Below are 19,152 nucleotides of genomic sequence, written 5' to 3'. Positions count from 1 at the left end.
GGCTACTACTTCTTGCGTCGGCCCTTGTTCTTGCTGGCCTTGTCGCCCGCTTTGCCGGGCTTGCCGCCGGCCTTGCCAGGCTTGCCGCCCGGTTTGCCTGAACCCGACTTGGCGGAACCTTTGCGCCCCCCCGCGTCGCGACCCGTGGCGCGGGGACCGGCGCGCCCCTTGTCCTTGCCGCCCTTGCGCGAGTCGTCCTTGCGACCGCCGCGCTTGTTCAACACCTGCTCGAGGGTGCGGCGCCCACGGCGCCCCCGCTCTGGCTGCTCCTGCAAATCGTCGGGCGGGATACGTCGCGCGAGCACCTGGCGGCGCAGCACCGAGACGTCTTCAATCTCCACCAAGATGCGGTCGCCAATCTGGATCAAATCGCCGCTGTTCAGCCCGTGAGCGCCCAGCTCGTCCTCCGTCATCTCGTAGCGATCTGGACCTAGGGACTCGAAGCGAACCAACACATCGACGAATGGATCGTCCAGGCTGACGTACAGCCCAGAGCCGACCACCGCGCTCACGCTGCCTTCCAGCTTGTCCCCAATGCGGTTCCGCATGAAGAGCGCCCGATACAGGTCGGACACCTCGCGCTCCACATCCATCACCGAGCGTTCGCGCTGACTCGAGCGTGTCGCTGCAGTCGCCGCGACTTCCCGCGCGGAATCACTCGTATCCACCGCGCCGCCCCGGAGGATGTGCTTCACCTGTCGGTGCACCATCAAGTCTGGGTAGCGACGGATGGGCGAGGTGAAGTGCAGGTACGCGTCTGACGCCAAGCCAAAGTGACCGACGTTCGCGATGTCGTAGGTCGCTTGCTTGAGGGAGCGAAGCGTCAGGTTCTCGAGCACGGTCTTGCGTGGGTGCTCCTCGATCGAGCGCAGGAACTTACCCAGTCCGAGCGGTTCGAGCATCTCGTCCAAGTCGAACTGCACGCCGAGCTTGTGCGCGACCTCACCCAAGCGCTCGAGCTTCTGCTCATCGGGCTTGCCGTGTACGCGATAGATCGCCAGCGCCTTGCGCCGACCCAGCCAGCGCGCCACCAGCTCGTTCGCCAGTAGCATCAGCTCCTCGATGATCTGGTACGCCTTCTTGATGCCGGGGTCCTGGGTGCGGCGGTAGATGGCCGTCGGTGCGCCCGTCTCCGGGTCCACGACGATGCGCGCTTCCGGCAAGTCGAGGTCGAGGGCACCGCGCTTCATACGCGCGCGGCGCAGCTTGCCGCTGACCTCTGCGAGCACCTTCAGCTCACGCTTGAAGGCGTCGGCCTGAGCGCTGCGTGGCGGCTCCTCCGTGAAGCCCAGCGCACGCGCCACGCCGCCATAAGTGAGGCGCGCAGCGGAGCGCATCACGCCCTCCACGATCTTCACGCGCTTGACCTTCGCTTGCTTGTCGAGCTCCGCGATCACGCACAAACACAGGCGATCCGTGTCCGGCAACAGGCTGCATAGATCCGCAGCGAGCGCCGAAGGCAGCATCGGAATCGCGCGATCCGGCAAATAGATCGTGCAGCCACGTCGCAGCGCCTCAGCGTCCAATGCAGAACCCGGCTGCACGTACTCGCTCACGTCGGCGATCGCGACCCAGACCTTGTAACCGTCGCCGTCACGCTCCGCCCACACCGCGTCGTCATGGTCCCGTGCGTCCTCGGGGTCGATCGTGGGGAGAGGTACACCGCGCAAGTCTTCGCGGTTCTCCGCGGCAACGCGCCGTAGCCTGGCGGCCATGCCTTCGGCTTCCGCCATTGCCTCTGGCGGGTGCTCTTCGGTGACTTCTTCGCGCACCAGGATCTTCGCGACCTCAACCTGCGGGTCGCCGTCAGCGCCGAGCACCTCGACCAGCTCTGCCTGGGGATTCTCGTTGGCTGAGTCGGGCCACTGAGTGATGCTCACCACCGCGGCGTCACCGTCTTCGCCGCGCTTTTCCCCGGGCGGCAGCGTGATCGGCCCACGAATGCGCGTGTCGTCCGGGTCGAGCCACAAGCTGCGACCACGACGTCGCATCACGCCCGCCACGCGCGGACTGCGCCGTTCCACGATTTCCTCGATGCGCCCTTCGACGCCGCGGGCGCTACGCCCCACGACTCCCACTCGCACGCGGTCGCGATGCATCGCACCGCCGATGGCCTCGGGCGGAACGTAGACGTCGTCCTTGCCAACCTGGACCACGAAGCCGAATCCTCGCGGATTCACGTTGAGGAAGCCTTCCCAGCTCTCGCTCGCGGCGCGCGTCTTCACGTCGGCGCGGTACTTCCCGCCCTTCGCCTCTCGTAGCTTGCCCTGTGCCACCAGCTGGTCGAGGAGCTCCGGCAAGCGCCGCTTGGAACCCTTGGGCACGCCGCACAGATCTCCAATCTCCCCCACACTGAGCGGGCGGCCTTCTGCGAGCAGCGCTTCAACGATTGCCTCGGGTTTCGGTAAACGAGCCATGGCCCCCGCTATAGACCGTCCCGCTGCCGCACCCAACGCCTAGCTGCAGGCGGGCACCTGTCCCACAGCCGGGGCCCCAACACCTGGCTCGCGCCTCCACGGCGTTGCACGACCGCCGTATCTGTAGGACCCAACAGCCCAGATCCCGCCACGCACGCCAAATGCTTCGACTCAGAGCCTCTTGGCGCTAGAACGCGGGAGTGCAGAGAGGACACTGGCTGCTGCTGTTGCGCATCGCCACGTTGCTGGCGTTGGCCGCCAGCATGGCGCTGTTGATCGACTACACCACCCCCGCAGAAGCGTTCTGCGGCGCGGACTCTGCCTGCGCGAAGGTGCGCGGCAGTGGCTACGGGTACCTGTTCAACGGACTGCTCCCAGTGCCGGCCATCGGCTTGGCCGGCTTCGCGAGTCTGTACCTGTTATCCCTCTGGAAAGACTCCGCGACGGGACGCAAGGTCCTGCTCTACACCGCAAGCTTCGGGGCGGCCGCGGCGCTGTTCCTGATCGTGCTCCAGGTCGCAGTGGTCAAGCACCTGTGCTGGCTCTGCATGGTCGCCGACACCAGCGCGATCATCGCTGGCTCTGCGAGCATCATGTACACCAAGGCGTTCAAAGACGCCGAAGCCGCGAAGCAGAAAGACCGCTCAATCCCGTACGGGCCAGACTTCGCACCGTGGGCGCTCGCGCTGATGGGTGTGATCGCCGTCGCAGGGCCCGCCATCTGGCCGCGAGTGAAGCCGCTGCCGCCCGTACCCGCTTCGATTGGCGCCCTCTACGTCTCGGGCAAAATCAACGTCGTCGAGTTCTTCGACTTCGAGTGCCCCCACTGCCGCGCGCTGCACCCGAAGCTGATGAAGCTCAAGGAGCAGTACAAGGATCAGGTCCACTTCGTCCGCAAGGATTTCCCCCTGGCATTTCATATCAACGCCCTCCCGAGCGCAAAGGGGCACATTTGCGCCAAGAACCAGGGCAAGGGCGAGGAGTATGCGGAGCGCATGCTCACCAGCGAGCCCATCGGGTCCATTGGCGCAACCAAGACCGCCAAGGCCCTGGGCCTCGACATGGACAAGTTCGAGGCGTGTGTCCTCGACCCAGCGACGGAAAAGACCATCCAGGCGGACCAGAAGATCCTGCGCGACGCCGAAATGGTCGGGTTACCCACCACCTATGTGGGCGGTCGACGCATCATCGGCAACCAAGACGAGTCGGTGTACGCCGATGCCTTTCGCCGCGCGGAAGCAGAGCTGAAGAGCGGTGAGCACGAAAACGGCGTCCCCGCTTGGCTGTACGCGCTGATCTGCTTTGGTGCTGTCGGCGCGGTTGGCTGGTTCGGGCGCCGCGAAGCCGACAGCTGAACGTCTGACGCAGTCGCCGTCCGGCTGCGGTTCAACGCGCCCGGGCAAACCGAAGCCTGCTGGTGCGAGCTCGGGCTCGAGCCCAGCATTCCTCACCCCCAAGAAATCCGCGCGACCGTCACACTGCGGTGTCGGTCGTCGCACCAGCGCCTACTCGAGTTGTTTCGGGGCTATTGCACGGGACAAAACCGATGGTAGAGTCCTCTATGGAACAGAAAAGTAAGCAATTGCCTGAAAGCACGAACGGGTCCGGTGCCCGCGTCGTGCCCTTCGAAGTGTTTCAGGCGCTCCCCAAGACCGACCTTCACGTCCACCTGGATGGCTCTCTGCGGCTGTCCACCATCCTCGAACTGGCGAAGGAAGAAGGCATCAGCCTTCCCGCCAACACCGAAGACGGCCTGCGCAAAGCCATTGGCTGCGGCAATAACTTCGGGTCCCTCGTCGAGTACCTGCGCGGCTTCGAGATCACCCTCAAGGTGATGCAAACCGAAGCCGCGCTCGAGCGCATCGCGTTCGAGCTGGCAGAAGACGCGCACAACGAAAACGTGCGTTACATGGAAGTGCGCTACGCGCCGATGCTGCACACCCAGCGCGGCCTGAAGCTCACCAAGGTGGTCGAAGCCGTGCTCAACGGTCTCAGCCGCGCACGCGAGACGTACGGCATCAAGTGCAACGTCATCGTGTGTGGGATCCGCAACATCTCCCCGGAGTCTTCCTACGAGATGGCGGAGCTCGCGGTAGCGTACAAGGGACGCGGCGTCGTCGGCTTCGACCTGGCCGGAGCCGAAGCGGATTTCCCCGCGGCACACCACAAGCGCGCTTTCCAGCTGGTGCGCGACAACAACATCAACTGCACCATCCACGCGGGTGAGGCGTATGGACCGGAGTCCATCGCCCAAGCCATCCACGTGTGTGGCGCTCACCGCATCGGCCACGGCTGCCGTCTGCGGGAGAACGGCGATCTGTTGCACTACATCAACGATCACCGCATTCCCCTCGAGTGCTGCCCGTCGAGCAACGTGCAGACCCAAGCGGTAGAGACGCTGGAGAGCCACCCACTCAAGCTCTACTTCGACCTCGGTCTGCGCGTGACCATCAACACCGACAACCGGCTGATCACTGACACGACCGTCTCCAAGGAACTCTACTTGGTGCACACCAAGATGGGTGTTCCGTTCAAGGAGATTAAGAGCATGATCGTGGCTGGCTTCAAGTCGGCGTTCCGGCCCTTCCACGAGAAGCAAGCCGCGCTCCGGCATGTGGTCGCTGAGCTCAGCCGCTACGACGACGAGGGCAACCTAGTGGAGGCTCCCCTCAAGGAAGGCAAGCGCGCCCGCGCGAGTGCGGAGCTGAGCAGCCCGCCCGCAGCGGCCCCCGCACCCGCAAAGGCCTGAGCGACACTCAGCCTGTCCGAGGGCCCTGCACCACCCGGTGTGGGGCTCTCTTGCTTTTGTCGCCCTGCAACCTCCTGCCGCCTGGATTTTGAACCGCCAAGGACGCCAAGGACGCCAAGATGCCAGGGATTGCACCCCAAGCCAACGTCGCGCGACGTCAGCGCGACGAACCAACAGCAAGGCGCGCTTCGCCGGCCGCCCCCGAAACGTTTCCTCGCGGCTCCTAAAGGAGCGGCCCAAACCCTTGGCGCTCTTGGCGCCCTTGGCGGTCCAACCAAAATGCAAAGCCCAAGCCCAACGGCACGCGCAGGCAGCGCAAACGCTGAAGCTCGCCCTCAGAAGCGCAAGTCGGAGCGCACGTCACCCGTCGCTTCACCCAGAGTCTTGATCGCCGCTTCGATGGCTTCGTCTTCACCCTCCGGGAGCTTGATGATGAAGCGCGCGTAGATGTCGCCCACCTTGTCCTTGCGCTTCACGCCGCGCCCCTTGAGCCGCGCGAGCTGGCCGCTCTGCGCGCCCTTGGGCACGGTGAGCGTGACGTCTCCGCCGGGCGTCGGGACACGCACTTTGGCGCCGTAGTAGGCCTCGGTGACGCTGATCGGCAGGTCGACGTGGAGGTCCAGCCCATCGCGCTCGAAATAGGGGTGAGGTGACACGCGGATGCTCAAGATGAGATCTCCCGCGGGTCCGCCGCCCATCCCCGGCGCACCGTGACCCTTGACGCGCACCTTGTCACCATCGTCGGCGCCGGGCGGTATCCTCACGGAAACTTCCTCGCCACCATCCTGCAGGCGCAGCTTCATGGTGGAGCCAGCAATCGCGTCGACGAAGCTCACCTGAACCTCGCTGAGCACGTCGCTGCCCTTCATCGGCATGTTGCCGAAGCCGCCGCCGCCGTTGCGCCGCCGGCCGCCACCGAACAGGTCGCCGAACATGTCGCCAACGCCACTGCCCTGGGCAGCGCTGAAAATATCCTCGAAGTTGATGTTGCCTTGAGGTCCGCCGCCGCGTCGCCCTCGAGAGCGGTACGCGCGATAGACGTCAGGATCGAAGCCTTCGCGCAGCCCCTCTTCACCAAACTCGTCGTAGAGCGCGCGCTTCTTCTCGTCGCTCAGGACCTGGTGCGCGCGGTTCACCGCCTTGAAGCGGCGCTCCTTGTCGGCGTCTCCCTGGTTGCGATCGGGGTGCAGCTCCTTCGTGAGCTTCTTGAACGCCTTCTTGATCTCGTCGGCGGAAGCGCTGCGGCTGACACCCAGCTCGTCGTAGTAGTCCTTGGCCATGCTTGGTTTCCTGATGGGGTGCAGTGGGCACCCGCTCGCCAGCGCTCAGGCGCTAGCCGGTGGGACAACGTAAATCGCTCTCGCCCGCCGGCAACCCTCGTTCCATCGGGGCTTCTGAGGCTATTTCCGACGCTTAGCCTGCTTCGCGCGATGTGGGCTGCGACAACTCACCACCACCCAGTCACTGTCCACATCGAGGGGGCGCTCTTCGAAGTCGGCGCTGAACTCGATCTCGCGGAAACCGGCGTAGTGCAGGAGCGCCTCCATTTCCTGGGGGAAGAACTGGCGATGAGTGAGTGGCACCGCCCACGGCTCTGAGCCATCGAGCGGTTGAAACTGCATCCAGCACAGCTGAATCTGCCGCACCGGGTCGTATTCAAACCGCTCCGAGTACTTCACCAGCTTGCCGCTGCTCGGATCGCGCAGTCGCATCCCGCTGTAGTTGCGGTCGGGATCCAGCGCCAAGTCCGCTGGACGTGGCAGCGAGAAGTCGAAGACGAAGCGTCCACCAGGAACCAGGTGAGCCTGCACGCGGCGAAAAAAGGCCTCGACGTCGTCGCGCGTGTAGAGGTGGAGCACGCTGTTGAACGCGCTGATGATCAGCGGAAAGCGTCGGCGCGTCCGCCACGTCCGCATATCGCCGCGGGCAAGCTGGATGCGCCGCTGAACGTCGCGCTCTTCTTTCCCCAGGCGCTCCTTGAGTGACTCGAGCATGGGAGCGGAAAGATCGACGCCCCACACATCGAGCCCAGCGCGCGCCATGGGCAACGCAACGCGCCCGTTGCCGACTGCATATTCGAGCACCGGACCACCAACGCGCTCCGCCAGGCGCACGTAAAACTCAACGTCTTCGCGGCGCGTGCGGTACGCCTTCGAGTAGTAGGCTGGGTCCGCGTAGTGGGCGAGCGCTCCAAAATCACCCGCGTGACCGAGCTTCGAGAGATCCAGCCCGGACACGCGTCAGCGCTCGCTCTTGAAAGTGACGTTGCCCGGAGGCAACGGCCGCTTCAGATGCGGTTCTCTTCGATCCACTCGCGCACCACTTCCGTGCTGTCGCGGTGGAAGCGCACCTTGCCCGTGGCAATCTCGCGCAAGGCGTTCACTGCGTCGCGATTGCGGGCGCGGACCAGCGGATCCGAGCCCTTCATCAGCTGACGAGCGCGGTTGGCCGCCAACACCACGAGGGCGAAGCGGTTTTCTTCTTTCTCCAAGCAATCTTCAACGGTAACGCGAGCCATAGGGGAGGGGCACGCTAGCGAGCGGCCGCAGCCTGCGCAAGGCGAACGCCTCAGCAATTCGCGCCCGGGAGGCGCGAACGAACAACAATGCGTCCGCCAAACCACCCAATATCCGCACGGTTGTTCAGCTTCACTGAACAGGGGTTTAGCTTTCTCAGGCACCGAAGTGTTCCAACTACCCCCACACTGGAACCCCGATGGCCGTGGCAGGCTCCCCCACGATGAACCTGCTGAAGCGCTTGGCCCGTTCGAATCCCCTCACCACCGACCTTGGCCTACTGGCGTTGCGGCTGTGGTTTGGCCTGACGATGGCCATCGTGCACGGCTACGGCAAGCTGATGAACCTAGGCGACTTCAGCGCCAAGGTAGCGAAGCTCGGGCTACCAATTCCCAGCGTGCTCGGCCCGGCAGCAGGCTTGAGTGAATTTCTGGGCGGAATCCTGCTCGCGTTGGGTCTGATGACACGACTCTCCGCGGCGAGCTTGATCTGCACCATGAGTGTGGCGGCCTTCGTGGTGCACGCGAACGACCCCTTCCAAAAGAAGGAACTGGCGCTTTGCTACGCCTTCGCGGCAATCGCGCTGCTGCTGGCCGGCCCAGGCCGCTTCAGCGCGGACGCACGTTGGCTGAAGTAGCGCGAGTCCAGCGCGCTGGTGCCTGAGTCACCAGAGGATCTCTTCACGCACGACGAACACCTGGTCGACGATCTGAGGCAGCGCCGCTAGCGACTGCACCCGACGCTCAGCCGACCACGGCTCGATCGCTTCGAGTTCGGACAAACTCAGCAAGTCGATTGCGTCTTGGTCCTCAAGCGCCCCCACGAAGCGCTTCCAGACGATCTCCGGGCGGTGGCCCAAGGCGACCCACAACCGCATCGCCGCCTGCCAAATTTGAGGCGGAGCGTCGCTGTGTAGCGTCTGCTGGTCGAGCCGCTGCGCCACTGACTCTAGAGGATCCCCCGCGGGCAGCGCCCAAAGCTCAGCTTCCTGCCGACCAAGCAGCATGAGTATGCGTGAGCTCGAGACAACGGGTGCGGCCTGCTCGGTGAGGCCGAAATCGATGCTGCCTGCGGCAAGTTCTATGGCTTCCACCAACTGTGCCCGCCGTTGTTCTGGCGCCGCACGCCGAATGCCCATGAAACGGTCGTGGAGTTGCTCCGGCGAGGGTCGCTTGGGTTTCCTCGGGGAACTTGACTGCTTGGCGTTCAACGCGGCATCGACCGCGGCTTGGAGCGCTTCCTCGGAAATCGTCTCGGCACCGCAGCGCTCGATGCGTTTGAGGAACCCTTTGGCCTTGGCCCCGAGAATCACCACGTCGGCCGATTCATCGAACTCGGGGATGAGCTCACTCTCGAAACAGCGCATCAGGTCGTTCGCGAGGGCACGGCTCAGCTTTCCCGCGTAACGCTGGACGAGCTTCCCGGCGACGGTGATGCGTTTCCTGTGGAGATTCATGCTGTGGAAATAGATACGGCGGTGGAAATAGGTATAGCGGATCCTTTCCCGCCGACGTTCGTCTTTGCCTGAACTCGAAGGCTCCTCGAGTCGATCGAGCTTGCGACAAGCGACGCAGACCGGGAGATTCGGGAGTTGGGGAAGAGGCTACGCCGAAGGGGCGTACGTATGCTGACGGCGTGTGCGTGGGGGACGTCTTCTCGCCGTGACCGTGGGCTGGGAGGAAGCTTGAGATGCTGATCGATCGAACCAAGGCTTTGTTGTTGGTAGGTGCGCTGGCGACCAGCGCGTGTGTCGTCAAAGAGAGCGCAGACGACGCTGATGGGGGCACGGCGGGCAGCGGCAACGCCGGCAACGGCGGCTCCGGAGGCAGCACCGCGGGCACCGGCGGAAGCGGCACCGCAGGCTCCGCGGGCAGCTCCACCACCGGTGGCACAGCGGGCACCACGGGTGGCACCGGCGGGGCAAGCGGTGGCGCCGGCGGCGCGACGGCAGGTGCGGGCGGCACTGGCGGAGCAACCGGCGGCACAGCAGGCACTGGCGGCGCGACCTGTGACGACAGCATGGGCACCGCCATCACCGACTGCAGCACGGAGTTCCCCGCGCCCACGACGGAAGGCGTGTGTGACATCCGCAATGACCTCTGCAACTTGGTCGCTGGCAAGCTCAAGCCGGGCCGCGACCAAGCCATTGCAGACTGCATGACGAACCTCGGCGATGTCTGTGACTACACCACGGGCTACGCTTGTTACTTCGACGCGCTCAAGGCCTCGTGCCCGGATCCCGACGTCACCCAGCCCTGCGCGGACATGGTCACGGCCTGCTCAGCGACGGTCGCCGTGGATCAAACCGAGTGCGAGCAGTACACGAGCGGTATGACCGCCGCCTCGCGCGCCGTTTTCGCGAGCTGTATGGCCACGGACTGCGACGTGTACCTGTGTGCTGAAGGCGTGCTCTTCACGGCAACTGAGTAATCGGAAAGGACACGGGGAGCTCGCATCTCCCCGTGATCGGTGGCGCTCGAAGCATGGCTCGGGCGCCGCTTTTCGTTTGGGGGTGAGGGTATAGTCTTAACCCATGGCGCACAAACCGTTCCCTGACCCTCCCAGCTGGAGCGAGCGCTTCTTGAGCGTGGGCATCACCGGGACCAACGGCAAGACCAGCACCACGAGTTTCCTCGCGGCAATACTTGACGATTTCGCGCCGCCAGTGCCGCGCACCACCACCCTGGGCCTGTGGCTCGGCCCCGAGCAGCAGACTGACCTGCCCCAGACGTACCTCGGCTTCATCCGCCTGCTAGAGCGCGCCAGAGACCGCGGCGCGCGCTTCGCCAGCCTGGAGGTCACCAGCGAGGTGCTAGCTCAAGGCTTCGCGCAGAAATGGCCATTCCGCGCGGCAATATTCACGAACCTGAGCCACGACCATCTGGACGCGCACCAGAGCCCGGAGCACTACTTTGCTTCAAAGGCTCAGCTCTTCGTGCACCTCCCTCCGGGTGCAAGCGCGGTGATCAACGGCGCCGACGAGGTATCGCCGCTCCTCGCGGAGGTCACGCCAGCCCACGTGAACAAGCTGTTCTACGGCGTCGCCTCCCGCGGAGCTCCGCAGCTGCCGCTCGATGTCAGCGTAGAAGACATCAGCCTGAGCTGGCAGGGGACGCGGGCGCGGGTGGTGGCTTTGACGGAGGCTGCCCGCGCGCTCGAGCTGCCAGAGCAGCTCGAGCTCGGCGCGATCGGCGAGATCTTCCTGGAGAACGCCCTAGCCGCGCTCATCATGGCCACAGCCCTCGGAGTGCCCGCCGACCGCGCCGCCCGCGTCCTCGCGCTTGAGCAGGCACCCAGAGGTCGCTTCGAAGTGGTGCACGAGTCGCCCCACGTCATCATCGACTACGCACACACACCCGATGCCTTGAGCCGCACGCTGCGCACAGCGCGCTCGCTGTGTGGCGGGGAGCTCTGGGTGATCTTTGGTGCGGGCGGTAACCGTGACAAAGCCAAGCGACCCGAGATGGGTAAAGCCGCCAGCTGTGCTGACCACGTCGTCTTGACTACGGACAACCCTCGAGACGAATCACCCCAAGCGATCGCCGAAGCCATCGCGGAAGGACTGAAGAGCGTCGACGGCGCACCTCTCCCCCAAATCCAACTTGATCGAGGACTCGCAATCGCCGAGACGATCCAGCGAGCGCACCCCAGCGACACCATCGTCGTGGCGGGCAAAGGGCACGAGTCGGGGATCCTGCGTGACGGCGAGCTCCGTGGCCAAAGCGATCACGAGTTGGTGGCGCGCGCGTTGCCAAACGCCCCTTCGACTGTTTAACGTTCCGGCATGAGAACGCGGACGGCGATGCTTGGGCTGTTGATGTGTGGGGCGGCGCTGCTCGCGTGCAAGAAGGTGAAGGTGGCGCCGGAGTGGGAAGCCTATGTCCCCACGGAAGGACTCACTTCCGCGATCCCGATGAGCACCTATGGCTCCCAGCCTCCGCAGATCCGGCTCTTTTACAAGCGCAGCAAGGTCGACATCAACGAGCTGAAGAGCGGCTTCGAGACCAAGTACACCGGCATGGGCCTGGAGAAGATCTGGGAATGCACGGACATCCCTGACAAGCCCGCCGCCGGTTTCGCCAAGGCGCCGATGCAGTACGTGGACTACTCGGTGATCCCGCTGACCGCGGACACCTGGGATGCCATCGTCGCCAAGACCAACAAGATCACACGCATCGGCCTGCCGTTGAAGCGCAAATGCGTTTGGCTCCCCGCGGCCGCAAAGGTCTGCGGCGGAGTGCCCACGAGCGACGAGTGCCGCATCTCAATCCAAGCTCAGTGACGCTGCTCCCTTCGCCCGCCTCCTGGGCGGGCGCCAAACATGAGGCGGAGCGGCTCGCTACGCGAGCCAGATCTGTCTCGGTGCGATCGCAGGCTAGCATTGCCTCAGGGAAACAACACTACTGTTCGAGATCCTTGAAGCTTGGCAGCTTGCCGAAGTTGAAGCCGATGCCTGCGACGTAGGTGGTCCAGTTGGTGTCGTCCAAGGCCCGAAGGAACGTCACCTCGGGGTGCACGGCAAAGCCATCACTGACGCGGAAGTCGAAGCCAATGCCAGCACGGGCAATGAAGCCTGAGTTGCTGTTCACGTCGGTGAAGATGGTGTCGCTGCTGTGGTCGATAGAAGAGCGCGCGTAGGTGACGCCGGGAGCCAACACCATGCTGATGCTCGAGCTGAAGTTGAGATCGAGGATCAACGGCAGGTGGCCGTACACCACAGTGAAGTCCTCGTCCCCAGCGCTTGCCCTGAACACCTGCACGCCCGGATCGATAGCCAGGTCCACCGCGTCTTTGAGGAAGTTGTATTTCAGGTCGACACCCGGAGAAGCGAAGTTGTAGGCGTGGAACCCAAAATCCAGCTCATCGCTCAAACCGTAGCGCAGCATGAAGGTGGGTGGCAGCGGCACGGAGTGCGAGGTCGTTTCCGTGCTAACGTTTCCGCTGCTGTCTTCGACGCTGGTCTCCGCCTGAAAGCCGAGCGCCTCGGCGGCCACGCTGTAGCTGAGCTTGCCCTTCGGTGTGGTGCGCGCCGTTTGGTACAAGTTGGGGTTGGGGCAGCCAGTCAGGCACGCACTGACACCCACCATCAACAGCAGCGCTGGAGCCCGGCTTGTTACCGATAGCCAACCGCGCACACCGCCCCGCTGGGGGATGGCTGAGCGAAACGGACCGCCGAACGAGCGAACCAAGGCAACACCAGCGCGGGACATGAGGCGGCTTGGTAGCACGACTCCCTGTTTGTTCCGCCTAGTGGAGTGCTCGTATAGTCAGCGAGGCTGCGGTCAATCGGCTGAAATCACTAGGCTTTAATAAGTGAGGTGAGGACCTGTTCGCCGAGCCTGAGGCGCGTGGAAACCATGAAACGTGCCGTCAACACATCCGCTGAGATACTCTCCACAGTCCGGTGCTCTAACCCGCCCGCAAGGATCTCGTGGCATATCTGAGTGGATCGACCCAGAGCATCCCCGCTGGGACGGCGCTAGGGCGGTATGCCGTCGTCGACCTGGTGGGGATGGGCGGCGTAGCTGAAGTCTACGAAGCCGTGCACTTGGGTCTCCACAAGCGCGTCGCCCTCAAGGTGCTGCGTAAGGAGGTTCGGGAGCACCCCGAGGTGCGCGCGCGCTTTCTCCGAGAGGGAAAGAACGCCTCACTGATCCGCCACCCCAACGTCGTCGATATCTACGACGTCGGCGAGCTCAACGGCCTGCCCTTCTTGGTGATGGAGCACCTCGAGGGCGAGAGCCTCGCGGACCTGATGGACCGCGAGGGCCCGCTGGACGAGATGCGAGCCGCGCAGCTCCTGCTCCCGGTGATCGCTGGCGTCTGGGCTGGTCACGAGAAAGGCGTCGTGCATGCGATCTCAAGCCCGAGAACATCTTCCTCGCCCGAGACGGCAGCCGGCGCACCACACCGAAGATCCTCGATTTTGGTGTCTCCAAGGCGATGAGCGCGGCGGACGCGATCACGCTACCAGACACCGCGATTGGCACGCCGCACTACATGTCTCCGGAGCAAGCGCGCGGCGAGCGCCCGGTGAAGCCGTACATGGATCAGTACGCAATTGGGGTGACGCTGTACGAGATGATGACGGCCGCCTGCCCCGTCAGGACCTGCATGGCAACGAGCTGATGCAGTCCATCGCCTTCGGCAGCTTCGAATCGCCGCGTGCCTGGCGACCGCAGATGACCCCAGAGATGGAAGCTGTGATCCTCACGGCAATGGCGCCTGCTCCGGGCGACCGCTTCCCCAGCTTGCGCGAGATGGGGCTCGCGATGCTGCCCTTTGCCTCGACCCGCGCTCAGGATCACTGGCGCCCGGAGTTCACTCAGGTCAAGCCGCCGAGTGAGCAGCTCGCGCGGCGCGCGACGGATCCCCCGCCCGGTTTCGCCGTCGACGATCAAACCGTGGTCGATGACTTGCTCGCCGCGAGTCACCTGGCAGAGCTGCGCGCATCGGACCCGCGCATGAAGGCAGAAAAACCTGTGTTCCATAGCCTGTGGGACGACGACGAGAAGACCGAGTTCACCGAGATCAATCGCCTGCTGGATCAGCTGCCCCCCGACGTACGCGAGGTGATGACGCGCTGGCGCAAGGTGCGCGCCGAGCGCCTGAGCACTGAGCGCAAGCGGGCAGCCGCATTCGCCGAACAGGTACGCAACAGCGGCCGACCACCGCCCATGCCGAGCTCCACCTCTGGGGTACCTTCTTCGTCCGCCGCCGCCGACTTCCGCTCCAATCGCTGGGTCGCCGTACTGGGGATCGCAACGCTGGTTGTCGCAGTGGTGTTGACACTGCTGGTCGTGTTTAGCGGGCCGTAGCGCGACCCGTTGCCCCGCGGCAACAATCGCAACGTCAGGGATAGAGCTTCAGGTTTTCGCGTAATCGCGCATCATCCGGCGTCCTCTCGAGCAAGCGCTCCAGGGCGCTGCGCCCCACCGCGAACTCCTTGACGTAGAACGCCGCCGTTCCCACCAAGTCGAGCAACTTCGACTCATACACCGTCACGTCCACGAACAGCTTGGACTGCTCAGGGAAGGGGATCTGCGCGCCGCGCTGGGCAAACAGATAACACAGCGGCCAGTTTTGCGCCTGATACCAGTACCAGGCCACGGCGAACAAGGGCTCCGCACGGAAAGGTGAATGAGCGTGAGCGTCGAGGTACAGCTGCTGACACTCAGACCAAGGGCGCGAGCGTGCCTCGGCGACTCGCCCAAGGCGAAACATGGACTCGTAGACCTCTTCTTCCCAGTCGCCGAGAGCGATGCGCTGCCGATAGGTCTGCTCCGCCTCTTCCAGGCGACCCAGGCACTCGTAGGTCTGCGCGAGGTAGAAGGTCGAGCGCGCATCGCCCGGGCGGCGCTGTAGATCCGCGCGGAGAAGCTCCAGGTCCTCCTCCCAGCGCTTGGTTCGATCGTCCTCCGGCCGCAGATCGTGCTCGATGTAGGCGTCGGGAACGCGCTCTGTGGGAGGATTGCGATCTGGGTGACACAAGATCTCGTGAGTCACTCCCAGGTAGCGCCAGCCTGCAGCGGAGCGCACCACCCGCGGCGAGTCGTGGATCAGCTCGGCGCTGTAGCGCACCCGCACCTGAAAGGCCTCGTCTTCGACGCGCTGACTCGCCCGCCGCGACTCGCAGAAGCGCCGCAGCGCTGCACCCTCTCGCAAGGCGTCGTCGCCATTCAGCAGCAAATTGAAGACTGCTCGCTCCCCCGACAGCTCGAGCGCGCGATTGCGCGTCTCCTCGAAGTTCACGAAGGGGCCGGAGTGAAGGTCCCCCGGGAGATCACCCAACACCTCGCGAATGATGTCTTGGGTGCCATCTGTCGACCCGGTGTCGAGGATGCTCCAGCTATCCACGCAGTTCCTCACGGATTCAAGCGTACGGCGCATGCCAGCAGCTTCGTTCTTGACGATCATCACCAGCGCGATCAGCGGCTTCTGCTGCATGTTCAGCTACCGAAGCCGTGTTCTGTGTGCCACTTCGCGAGGCTCGTGTCCGGGTACTCTTCGAAGCGCTTGTCCGTCGGCCCTAGCTGCGGCTCCACCCAGCTCACCTTGGACCCGAGCATCATGTGCGTCGTCTCCGGCGACTTGGGCAACTCGGTGTCGATGGCGCTCGACACCGGATGCACGAGCTCAGGCCAGCGACTGTTGAAGGCCCACAGGTGCGAGCCACATTCCCCACAGAAATGCCGTTCATGGCGGCTCTGGTACTGCTCCTGCTCGCCGGCGTCAGTGGTGCGCGCGAGCGTCGCGCGATACACACGCACGTGTTCGCGCCCCTCGACCTCGAGCGTGCTCGCGTCACCGCCCAGGTTGATCATGTAGCCACCGGACCCGCCCGTCTTGCGGCAAATCGAGCAGTAGCAGCGCTGGTACGGAACCGGCTCGTGGCTTTCGAGCCGGAACCGCACCTTCCCACAGTGGCACGAACCCTCGAGTTTCATGCCGGGGAGTATAGCCATTTCATCCGCGGAACAAGGCAGACTGCTTCGCCTTGTTGTCCGCGTCGTTCATCTCACGGAAGAAGTCGATCACGGCTCGGATTTGATCATTCGCCTTGTCGACGTCGTCTTGCATCAGCATGCGCCGCCTATCCGCAGCGTCTGCCGCCGCTTGATGCTCCTCAGCGCTCGCGTCGTGCTCCGCTGCGCTAGCGTCGTACTGTCCCTTCACAATCGACCCTGCGCCAGCAGCGCCGCTGGCCGCACCATCCAGCACCTTCGAGACACCATCCGCCCAGTCGGCCTGGGCGCTGGCGATCTTCGCCGCCGCCTCCGCCTGTGCGGCTTGCGCGCTGTTCGCTCCCGCCTGAGCCTGCACTTCCGCGAGGTCTGCTTCGGCCTTCAGCTGACCGCTGGCGGCGTTGGCCTTCATCACGCCCCCCGCAGCGGTCAGCGCTCCGGAAGCGATCTGCGACACACCTGAGGCCCACGCCCCGCTTCGAATGTCGTCGGCCCGCGCACGCATCTCGGCCACACGGGCGCGCGCTTCCTTCACCAGGTTCGCGTCTTCGATCATCGCCTGCTTGCGAGACGCTGCCCGGTCCTGTTGATGGCTCTTGGTTAGCAACGCCACCAGCGCCAACACGGATCCGGGTTCGAGGCTAGCTTGGGGGGAGGGGAGCAACGCGCTGTCGGCGTCCCCTGTCACCGGCGCTTCACTGCCATCGAGCGAAACCCCTGTGGCCCCACTGCTTGCACCCACACTCAAGTCACTCATGGCTCAAATCCTCCGGTAGAAGCACGCCTCGAGGGTGCGCTGTTGTTCGTCGAGGGAGCCGCGGATGCTGCTCAGCACCCGCTCCGAGCCCTCGTCCTCGTCCTTCAGTGCCTGGAGCAGCACTTGCTGCAGTCGTTGCATCCGCGCGGCATCGGCTTTGGCTGCTTCAGCGTCTGCCATCTTGCTCTGGGCCTTGGCGTCTGCCTCACCTGCCTGGATGGTGGCCACGCCAGCGGTCGCCGTGGCTGCGCCTTGAGCCGCCATCGAAACTCCCTGCCCAACCCCCATCGCCGACGCGCCAGCGATGCCGCCGCCAGCCACGGACATCCCGAGAGTGGTCCAGTTGGCGGCTTCGTCACTCATCCCGAGCTTCTGCAAGATCTGCGTCTCCCCCTGCAAAAAGGCTCCGGAAGAGAGCGCCAGCGCGACCACAGGTGCCGCCGCGCCACCCGTCGCGACCACCGCCGCCACGCAGCCCGCCACCGCCGCGAGCTTCGCGACGGTCGAAGCCACGCTGGCGACCTTGTGCCAGAAGCCACCTTTGTTCCGCGCCTTGGCGGCGTCCGCGATGGCCTTGCGCAGCTTCTGCAGCGCTTGCTTGCGCAGCTCGTGGTTGTTCGCGGTCTGCTTGCTCGCCGACTTGATATTGATGGCGCGGTTCGCGCTCTGGTAGGCGAAGAGCGCCATCAAGCCGTCTTCACCCGTTAGAGGGAGCAGGCTGACCTGGCTGAGGTCAGCCGCAGGGGCTTGATTGTTTCCTTGCGGCATCGCTGCTGCCGCGTTGTTCGATGCTGTGACTTGCATATTCAGTGCGCCTCTCGCTCACAAGCGTCCAGAATGGGGAGGAGCTCTTCGGCGTCGGCCTCGTAGATGCAGTCGCGGGCCAGCGCAAAGGCCTCGTCGGCGTCTTCTCCCAGGTTCTTCAGTAGCCGCGCGCGGCCCAAGGCGCAGCGCGGCGCCGGCTCAGCCTCGACCATGCCGACGCCGTACATCTCCAGGGCAACGCGCTGGTGACCGACGCGCTCATGGCACTCGCCCAGGGCCACCCAGGCGCGCTCGTCGTTTGGTTTGGTGACCGCCAGCAAGCGAAACAGCGTGGCGGCATCCGCGTAGCGCTCGGCTTCGAACAGCCAGTGCCCCGCGGCGTAGAGCAGCTCGGGGGAGGGCTCCTCGGAGCCCTCCATTGCCGTGTGGATCATGACGCTCAGATGTTCTTGGCGATCATGTCCGGAGCCGCCTCGAGCTTCTGGACGATGTTGGTGGTGAGCTGAACCAGCGTAGTGCGCTTGGTCATATGGCTCTGCAGCGTGAGCATCTCCATCTCCGCGTTGTCGCCGAGGTTCTCAGCCATGTTGGCGATTTCCTGCTTGTCAGCGACCCAAGCATCCTTGGAACGGGGAACGTATGACACGATCCCCTCGACCACTCCCTGGGTCTCCGTCGAAGGAGTCGTCATGGTGACACTGCAAGCGCGGTTCGCACCGTCGAGTCCCGATAGCTGTTGCTCGAGGTCGGACCGAACCGGGTCACCTTCCGGCAAGGAGTTGATTGCCTTCTCCATGTTCGTTCGCATCTTTTGGTACTCCGCGTCGTTTTTGGGCGGCTGAAACTCCCCCATCGCATTTTCAAAGTCCTTGATCGCTGAGCGCTGCTCGATGCGCTTCTTCTGATCGGCCATCATCACTTTCACTTCATCGTCGAGCTTCCCGAGCCGCGTCGACAGCAGCACCATCATCTCCTCCACGCCAAGGTAGGGGCTCTGCGGAATGCCGGAGCACTCTTCGCTCCCGCCGAAGTTCACGGCATCGATCGCCGCGTAGTTGGGTCCAGTCGGTGTCACTCCTTGATTCATCGTTCGTTCCTTTCAGCAGCGGGCGGCGAAGGCCGCGAGTTTGGGCGCCGGAGGCGGCGCGGTGAGCTCTTCGAAGGTCTGTTCGTCTAGCACCAGGGTTGCGTCCTTGAACTCGGCCAAGGCGGCGAGGGCTTGTTCCCAAGCTTTGTTCTGCTCTGCTAGCTCGTGCTCGATGCGGTCCAGGGTCATCAGGGTCAGCTTGTCTCGTTGGGTCATGGCTCTCTTCTTTCCTTGGGGATTAAGGCCTTGGGGATTAGAAGCCTCGGCAATGGCCCTCCACGCTTGACCCCAGCGGAATCGAGGGCACGTGCCGCACGCTCCCTTGCGAGCGGCTGCGTTTCCCCAGGTCGATTTGCTTAGAGCTGAGTGCCCTCGAGGGAGGCGCGCGCCGGGTCA

General features: G+C 64.4%; 22 protein-coding genes. 9 read left to right on the top strand and 13 right to left on the bottom strand.

Going from position 1 to position 19,152, the window contains the following annotated elements; translation table 11 throughout:
* Positions 1-5: 5 nt before the first annotated feature.
* Positions 6-2,417, bottom strand: a complete 2,412-nt coding sequence (gene rnr / locus H6718_08225; protein ID MCB9585370.1) for a ribonuclease R — start codon at positions 2,415-2,417, stop codon at positions 6-8.
* 200 nt (positions 2,418-2,617) lie between these two features.
* Between rnr and H6718_08220 the strand changes: the two genes are divergently transcribed.
* The gene (locus H6718_08220; GenBank protein ID MCB9585369.1) at positions 2,618-3,772 is read left to right on the top strand and encodes a thioredoxin domain-containing protein; all 1,155 of its coding nucleotides are present in this window, start codon (positions 2,618-2,620) and stop codon (positions 3,770-3,772) included.
* Positions 3,773-3,963: 191 nt separating this feature from the next.
* Complete coding sequence (gene add / locus H6718_08215; protein MCB9585368.1) at positions 3,964-5,166, top strand: adenosine deaminase; 1,203 nt, start codon at positions 3,964-3,966, stop codon at positions 5,164-5,166.
* Positions 5,167-5,501: 335 nt separating this feature from the next.
* Here add and H6718_08210 read toward each other — a convergent pair whose 3' ends face one another.
* The 3 genes from H6718_08210 to H6718_08200 form a co-directional block, all read right to left on the bottom strand.
* Positions 5,502-6,446, bottom strand: a complete 945-nt coding sequence (locus tag H6718_08210) for a DnaJ domain-containing protein (GenBank protein MCB9585367.1) — start codon at positions 6,444-6,446, stop codon at positions 5,502-5,504.
* 120 nt (positions 6,447-6,566) lie between these two features.
* A complete protein-coding gene (locus H6718_08205; GenBank protein ID MCB9585366.1) occupies positions 6,567-7,403 on the bottom strand; it encodes a class I SAM-dependent methyltransferase in 837 nt (278 codons plus the stop codon).
* Between the two features lie 50 nt (positions 7,404-7,453).
* Entirely contained in the window at positions 7,454-7,684 is a 231-nt protein-coding gene (locus H6718_08200) for a DNA-directed RNA polymerase subunit omega (GenBank protein MCB9585365.1), read from the bottom strand.
* Positions 7,685-7,905: 221 nt separating this feature from the next.
* On the opposite strand from H6718_08200, the gene H6718_08195 reads away from it, so the two are divergent.
* On the top strand, positions 7,906-8,319 hold the full coding sequence (locus tag H6718_08195) for a DoxX family protein (protein ID MCB9585364.1): 414 nt from the start codon (positions 7,906-7,908) through the stop codon (positions 8,317-8,319).
* A 27-nt stretch (positions 8,320-8,346) separates the two neighbouring features.
* On the opposite strand, the gene H6718_08190 is transcribed toward H6718_08195, so the two are convergent.
* Positions 8,347-9,138: a hypothetical protein gene (locus H6718_08190; GenBank protein MCB9585363.1), complete on the bottom strand. Its 792-nt coding sequence runs from the start codon at positions 9,136-9,138 to the stop codon at positions 8,347-8,349.
* Positions 9,139-9,371: 233 nt separating this feature from the next.
* Between H6718_08190 and H6718_08185 the strand changes: the two genes are divergently transcribed.
* The 3 genes from H6718_08185 (at position 9,372) to H6718_08175 (ending at position 11,964) form a co-directional block, all read left to right on the top strand.
* Positions 9,372-10,112, top strand: coding sequence for a hypothetical protein (locus H6718_08185; GenBank protein ID MCB9585362.1), 741 nt, complete (start codon positions 9,372-9,374; stop codon positions 10,110-10,112).
* A gap of 103 nt (positions 10,113-10,215) precedes the next feature.
* Positions 10,216-11,457, top strand: coding sequence for a UDP-N-acetylmuramoyl-L-alanyl-D-glutamate--2,6-diaminopimelate ligase (locus H6718_08180; protein MCB9585361.1), 1,242 nt, complete (start codon positions 10,216-10,218; stop codon positions 11,455-11,457).
* A 9-nt stretch (positions 11,458-11,466) separates the two neighbouring features.
* Positions 11,467-11,964, top strand: a complete 498-nt coding sequence (locus tag H6718_08175; protein ID MCB9585360.1) for a hypothetical protein — start codon at positions 11,467-11,469, stop codon at positions 11,962-11,964.
* Between the two features lie 118 nt (positions 11,965-12,082).
* On the opposite strand, the gene H6718_08170 is transcribed toward H6718_08175, so the two are convergent.
* On the bottom strand, positions 12,083-12,892 hold the full coding sequence (locus H6718_08170; protein ID MCB9585359.1) for a hypothetical protein: 810 nt from the start codon (positions 12,890-12,892) through the stop codon (positions 12,083-12,085).
* A 221-nt stretch (positions 12,893-13,113) separates the two neighbouring features.
* On the opposite strand from H6718_08170, the gene H6718_08165 reads away from it, so the two are divergent.
* The 3 genes from H6718_08165 to H6718_08155 are packed head-to-tail and all read left to right on the top strand — an operon-like array spanning position 13,114 to position 14,500.
* Positions 13,114-13,629, top strand: coding sequence for a serine/threonine protein kinase (locus H6718_08165; GenBank protein ID MCB9585358.1), 516 nt, complete (start codon positions 13,114-13,116; stop codon positions 13,627-13,629).
* Positions 13,626-13,811 carry a hypothetical protein gene (locus H6718_08160; GenBank protein MCB9585357.1) on the top strand — a complete coding sequence of 62 codons (186 nt, stop codon included), beginning with the start codon at positions 13,626-13,628 and terminating at the stop codon, positions 13,809-13,811. The genes H6718_08165 and H6718_08160 overlap by 4 nt, the downstream gene beginning before the upstream one ends.
* A complete protein-coding gene (locus H6718_08155; GenBank protein ID MCB9585356.1) occupies positions 13,811-14,500 on the top strand; it encodes a hypothetical protein in 690 nt (229 codons plus the stop codon). The genes H6718_08160 and H6718_08155 overlap by 1 nt, the downstream gene beginning before the upstream one ends.
* Before the next feature lie 34 nt (positions 14,501-14,534).
* On the opposite strand, the gene H6718_08150 is transcribed toward H6718_08155, so the two are convergent.
* The 7 genes from H6718_08150 to H6718_08120 are packed head-to-tail and all read right to left on the bottom strand — an operon-like array spanning position 14,535 to position 18,972.
* Complete coding sequence (locus H6718_08150) at positions 14,535-15,629, bottom strand: hypothetical protein (GenBank protein ID MCB9585355.1); 1,095 nt, start codon at positions 15,627-15,629, stop codon at positions 14,535-14,537.
* A 2-nt stretch (positions 15,630-15,631) separates the two neighbouring features.
* On the bottom strand, positions 15,632-16,129 hold the full coding sequence (locus H6718_08145; GenBank protein MCB9585354.1) for a GFA family protein: 498 nt from the start codon (positions 16,127-16,129) through the stop codon (positions 15,632-15,634).
* Positions 16,130-16,148: 19 nt separating this feature from the next.
* Complete coding sequence (locus H6718_08140; GenBank protein MCB9585353.1) at positions 16,149-16,904, bottom strand: hypothetical protein; 756 nt, start codon at positions 16,902-16,904, stop codon at positions 16,149-16,151.
* Between the two features lie 3 nt (positions 16,905-16,907).
* The gene (locus tag H6718_08135; protein ID MCB9585352.1) at positions 16,908-17,708 is read right to left on the bottom strand and encodes a hypothetical protein; all 801 of its coding nucleotides are present in this window, start codon (positions 17,706-17,708) and stop codon (positions 16,908-16,910) included.
* A 2-nt stretch (positions 17,709-17,710) separates the two neighbouring features.
* Positions 17,711-18,103 (bottom strand): tetratricopeptide repeat protein, encoded by a 393-nt coding sequence (locus H6718_08130; GenBank protein MCB9585351.1) that lies wholly within the window; start codon positions 18,101-18,103, stop codon positions 17,711-17,713.
* A gap of 5 nt (positions 18,104-18,108) precedes the next feature.
* Positions 18,109-18,756, bottom strand: a complete 648-nt coding sequence (locus H6718_08125) for a hypothetical protein (GenBank protein MCB9585350.1) — start codon at positions 18,754-18,756, stop codon at positions 18,109-18,111.
* A 12-nt stretch (positions 18,757-18,768) separates the two neighbouring features.
* Complete coding sequence (locus tag H6718_08120; protein MCB9585349.1) at positions 18,769-18,972, bottom strand: hypothetical protein; 204 nt, start codon at positions 18,970-18,972, stop codon at positions 18,769-18,771.
* Between the last annotated feature and the right edge of the window lie 180 nt (positions 18,973-19,152).

The organism is Polyangiaceae bacterium, assembly GCA_020633205.1.
In the GTDB taxonomy this organism is placed as follows: Bacteria; Myxococcota_A; Polyangia; order Polyangiales; family Polyangiaceae; genus JAHBVY01.
Note: the sequence above shows the minus strand (reverse complement) of the source record. Positions and strands in the feature narration are given on the sequence as shown.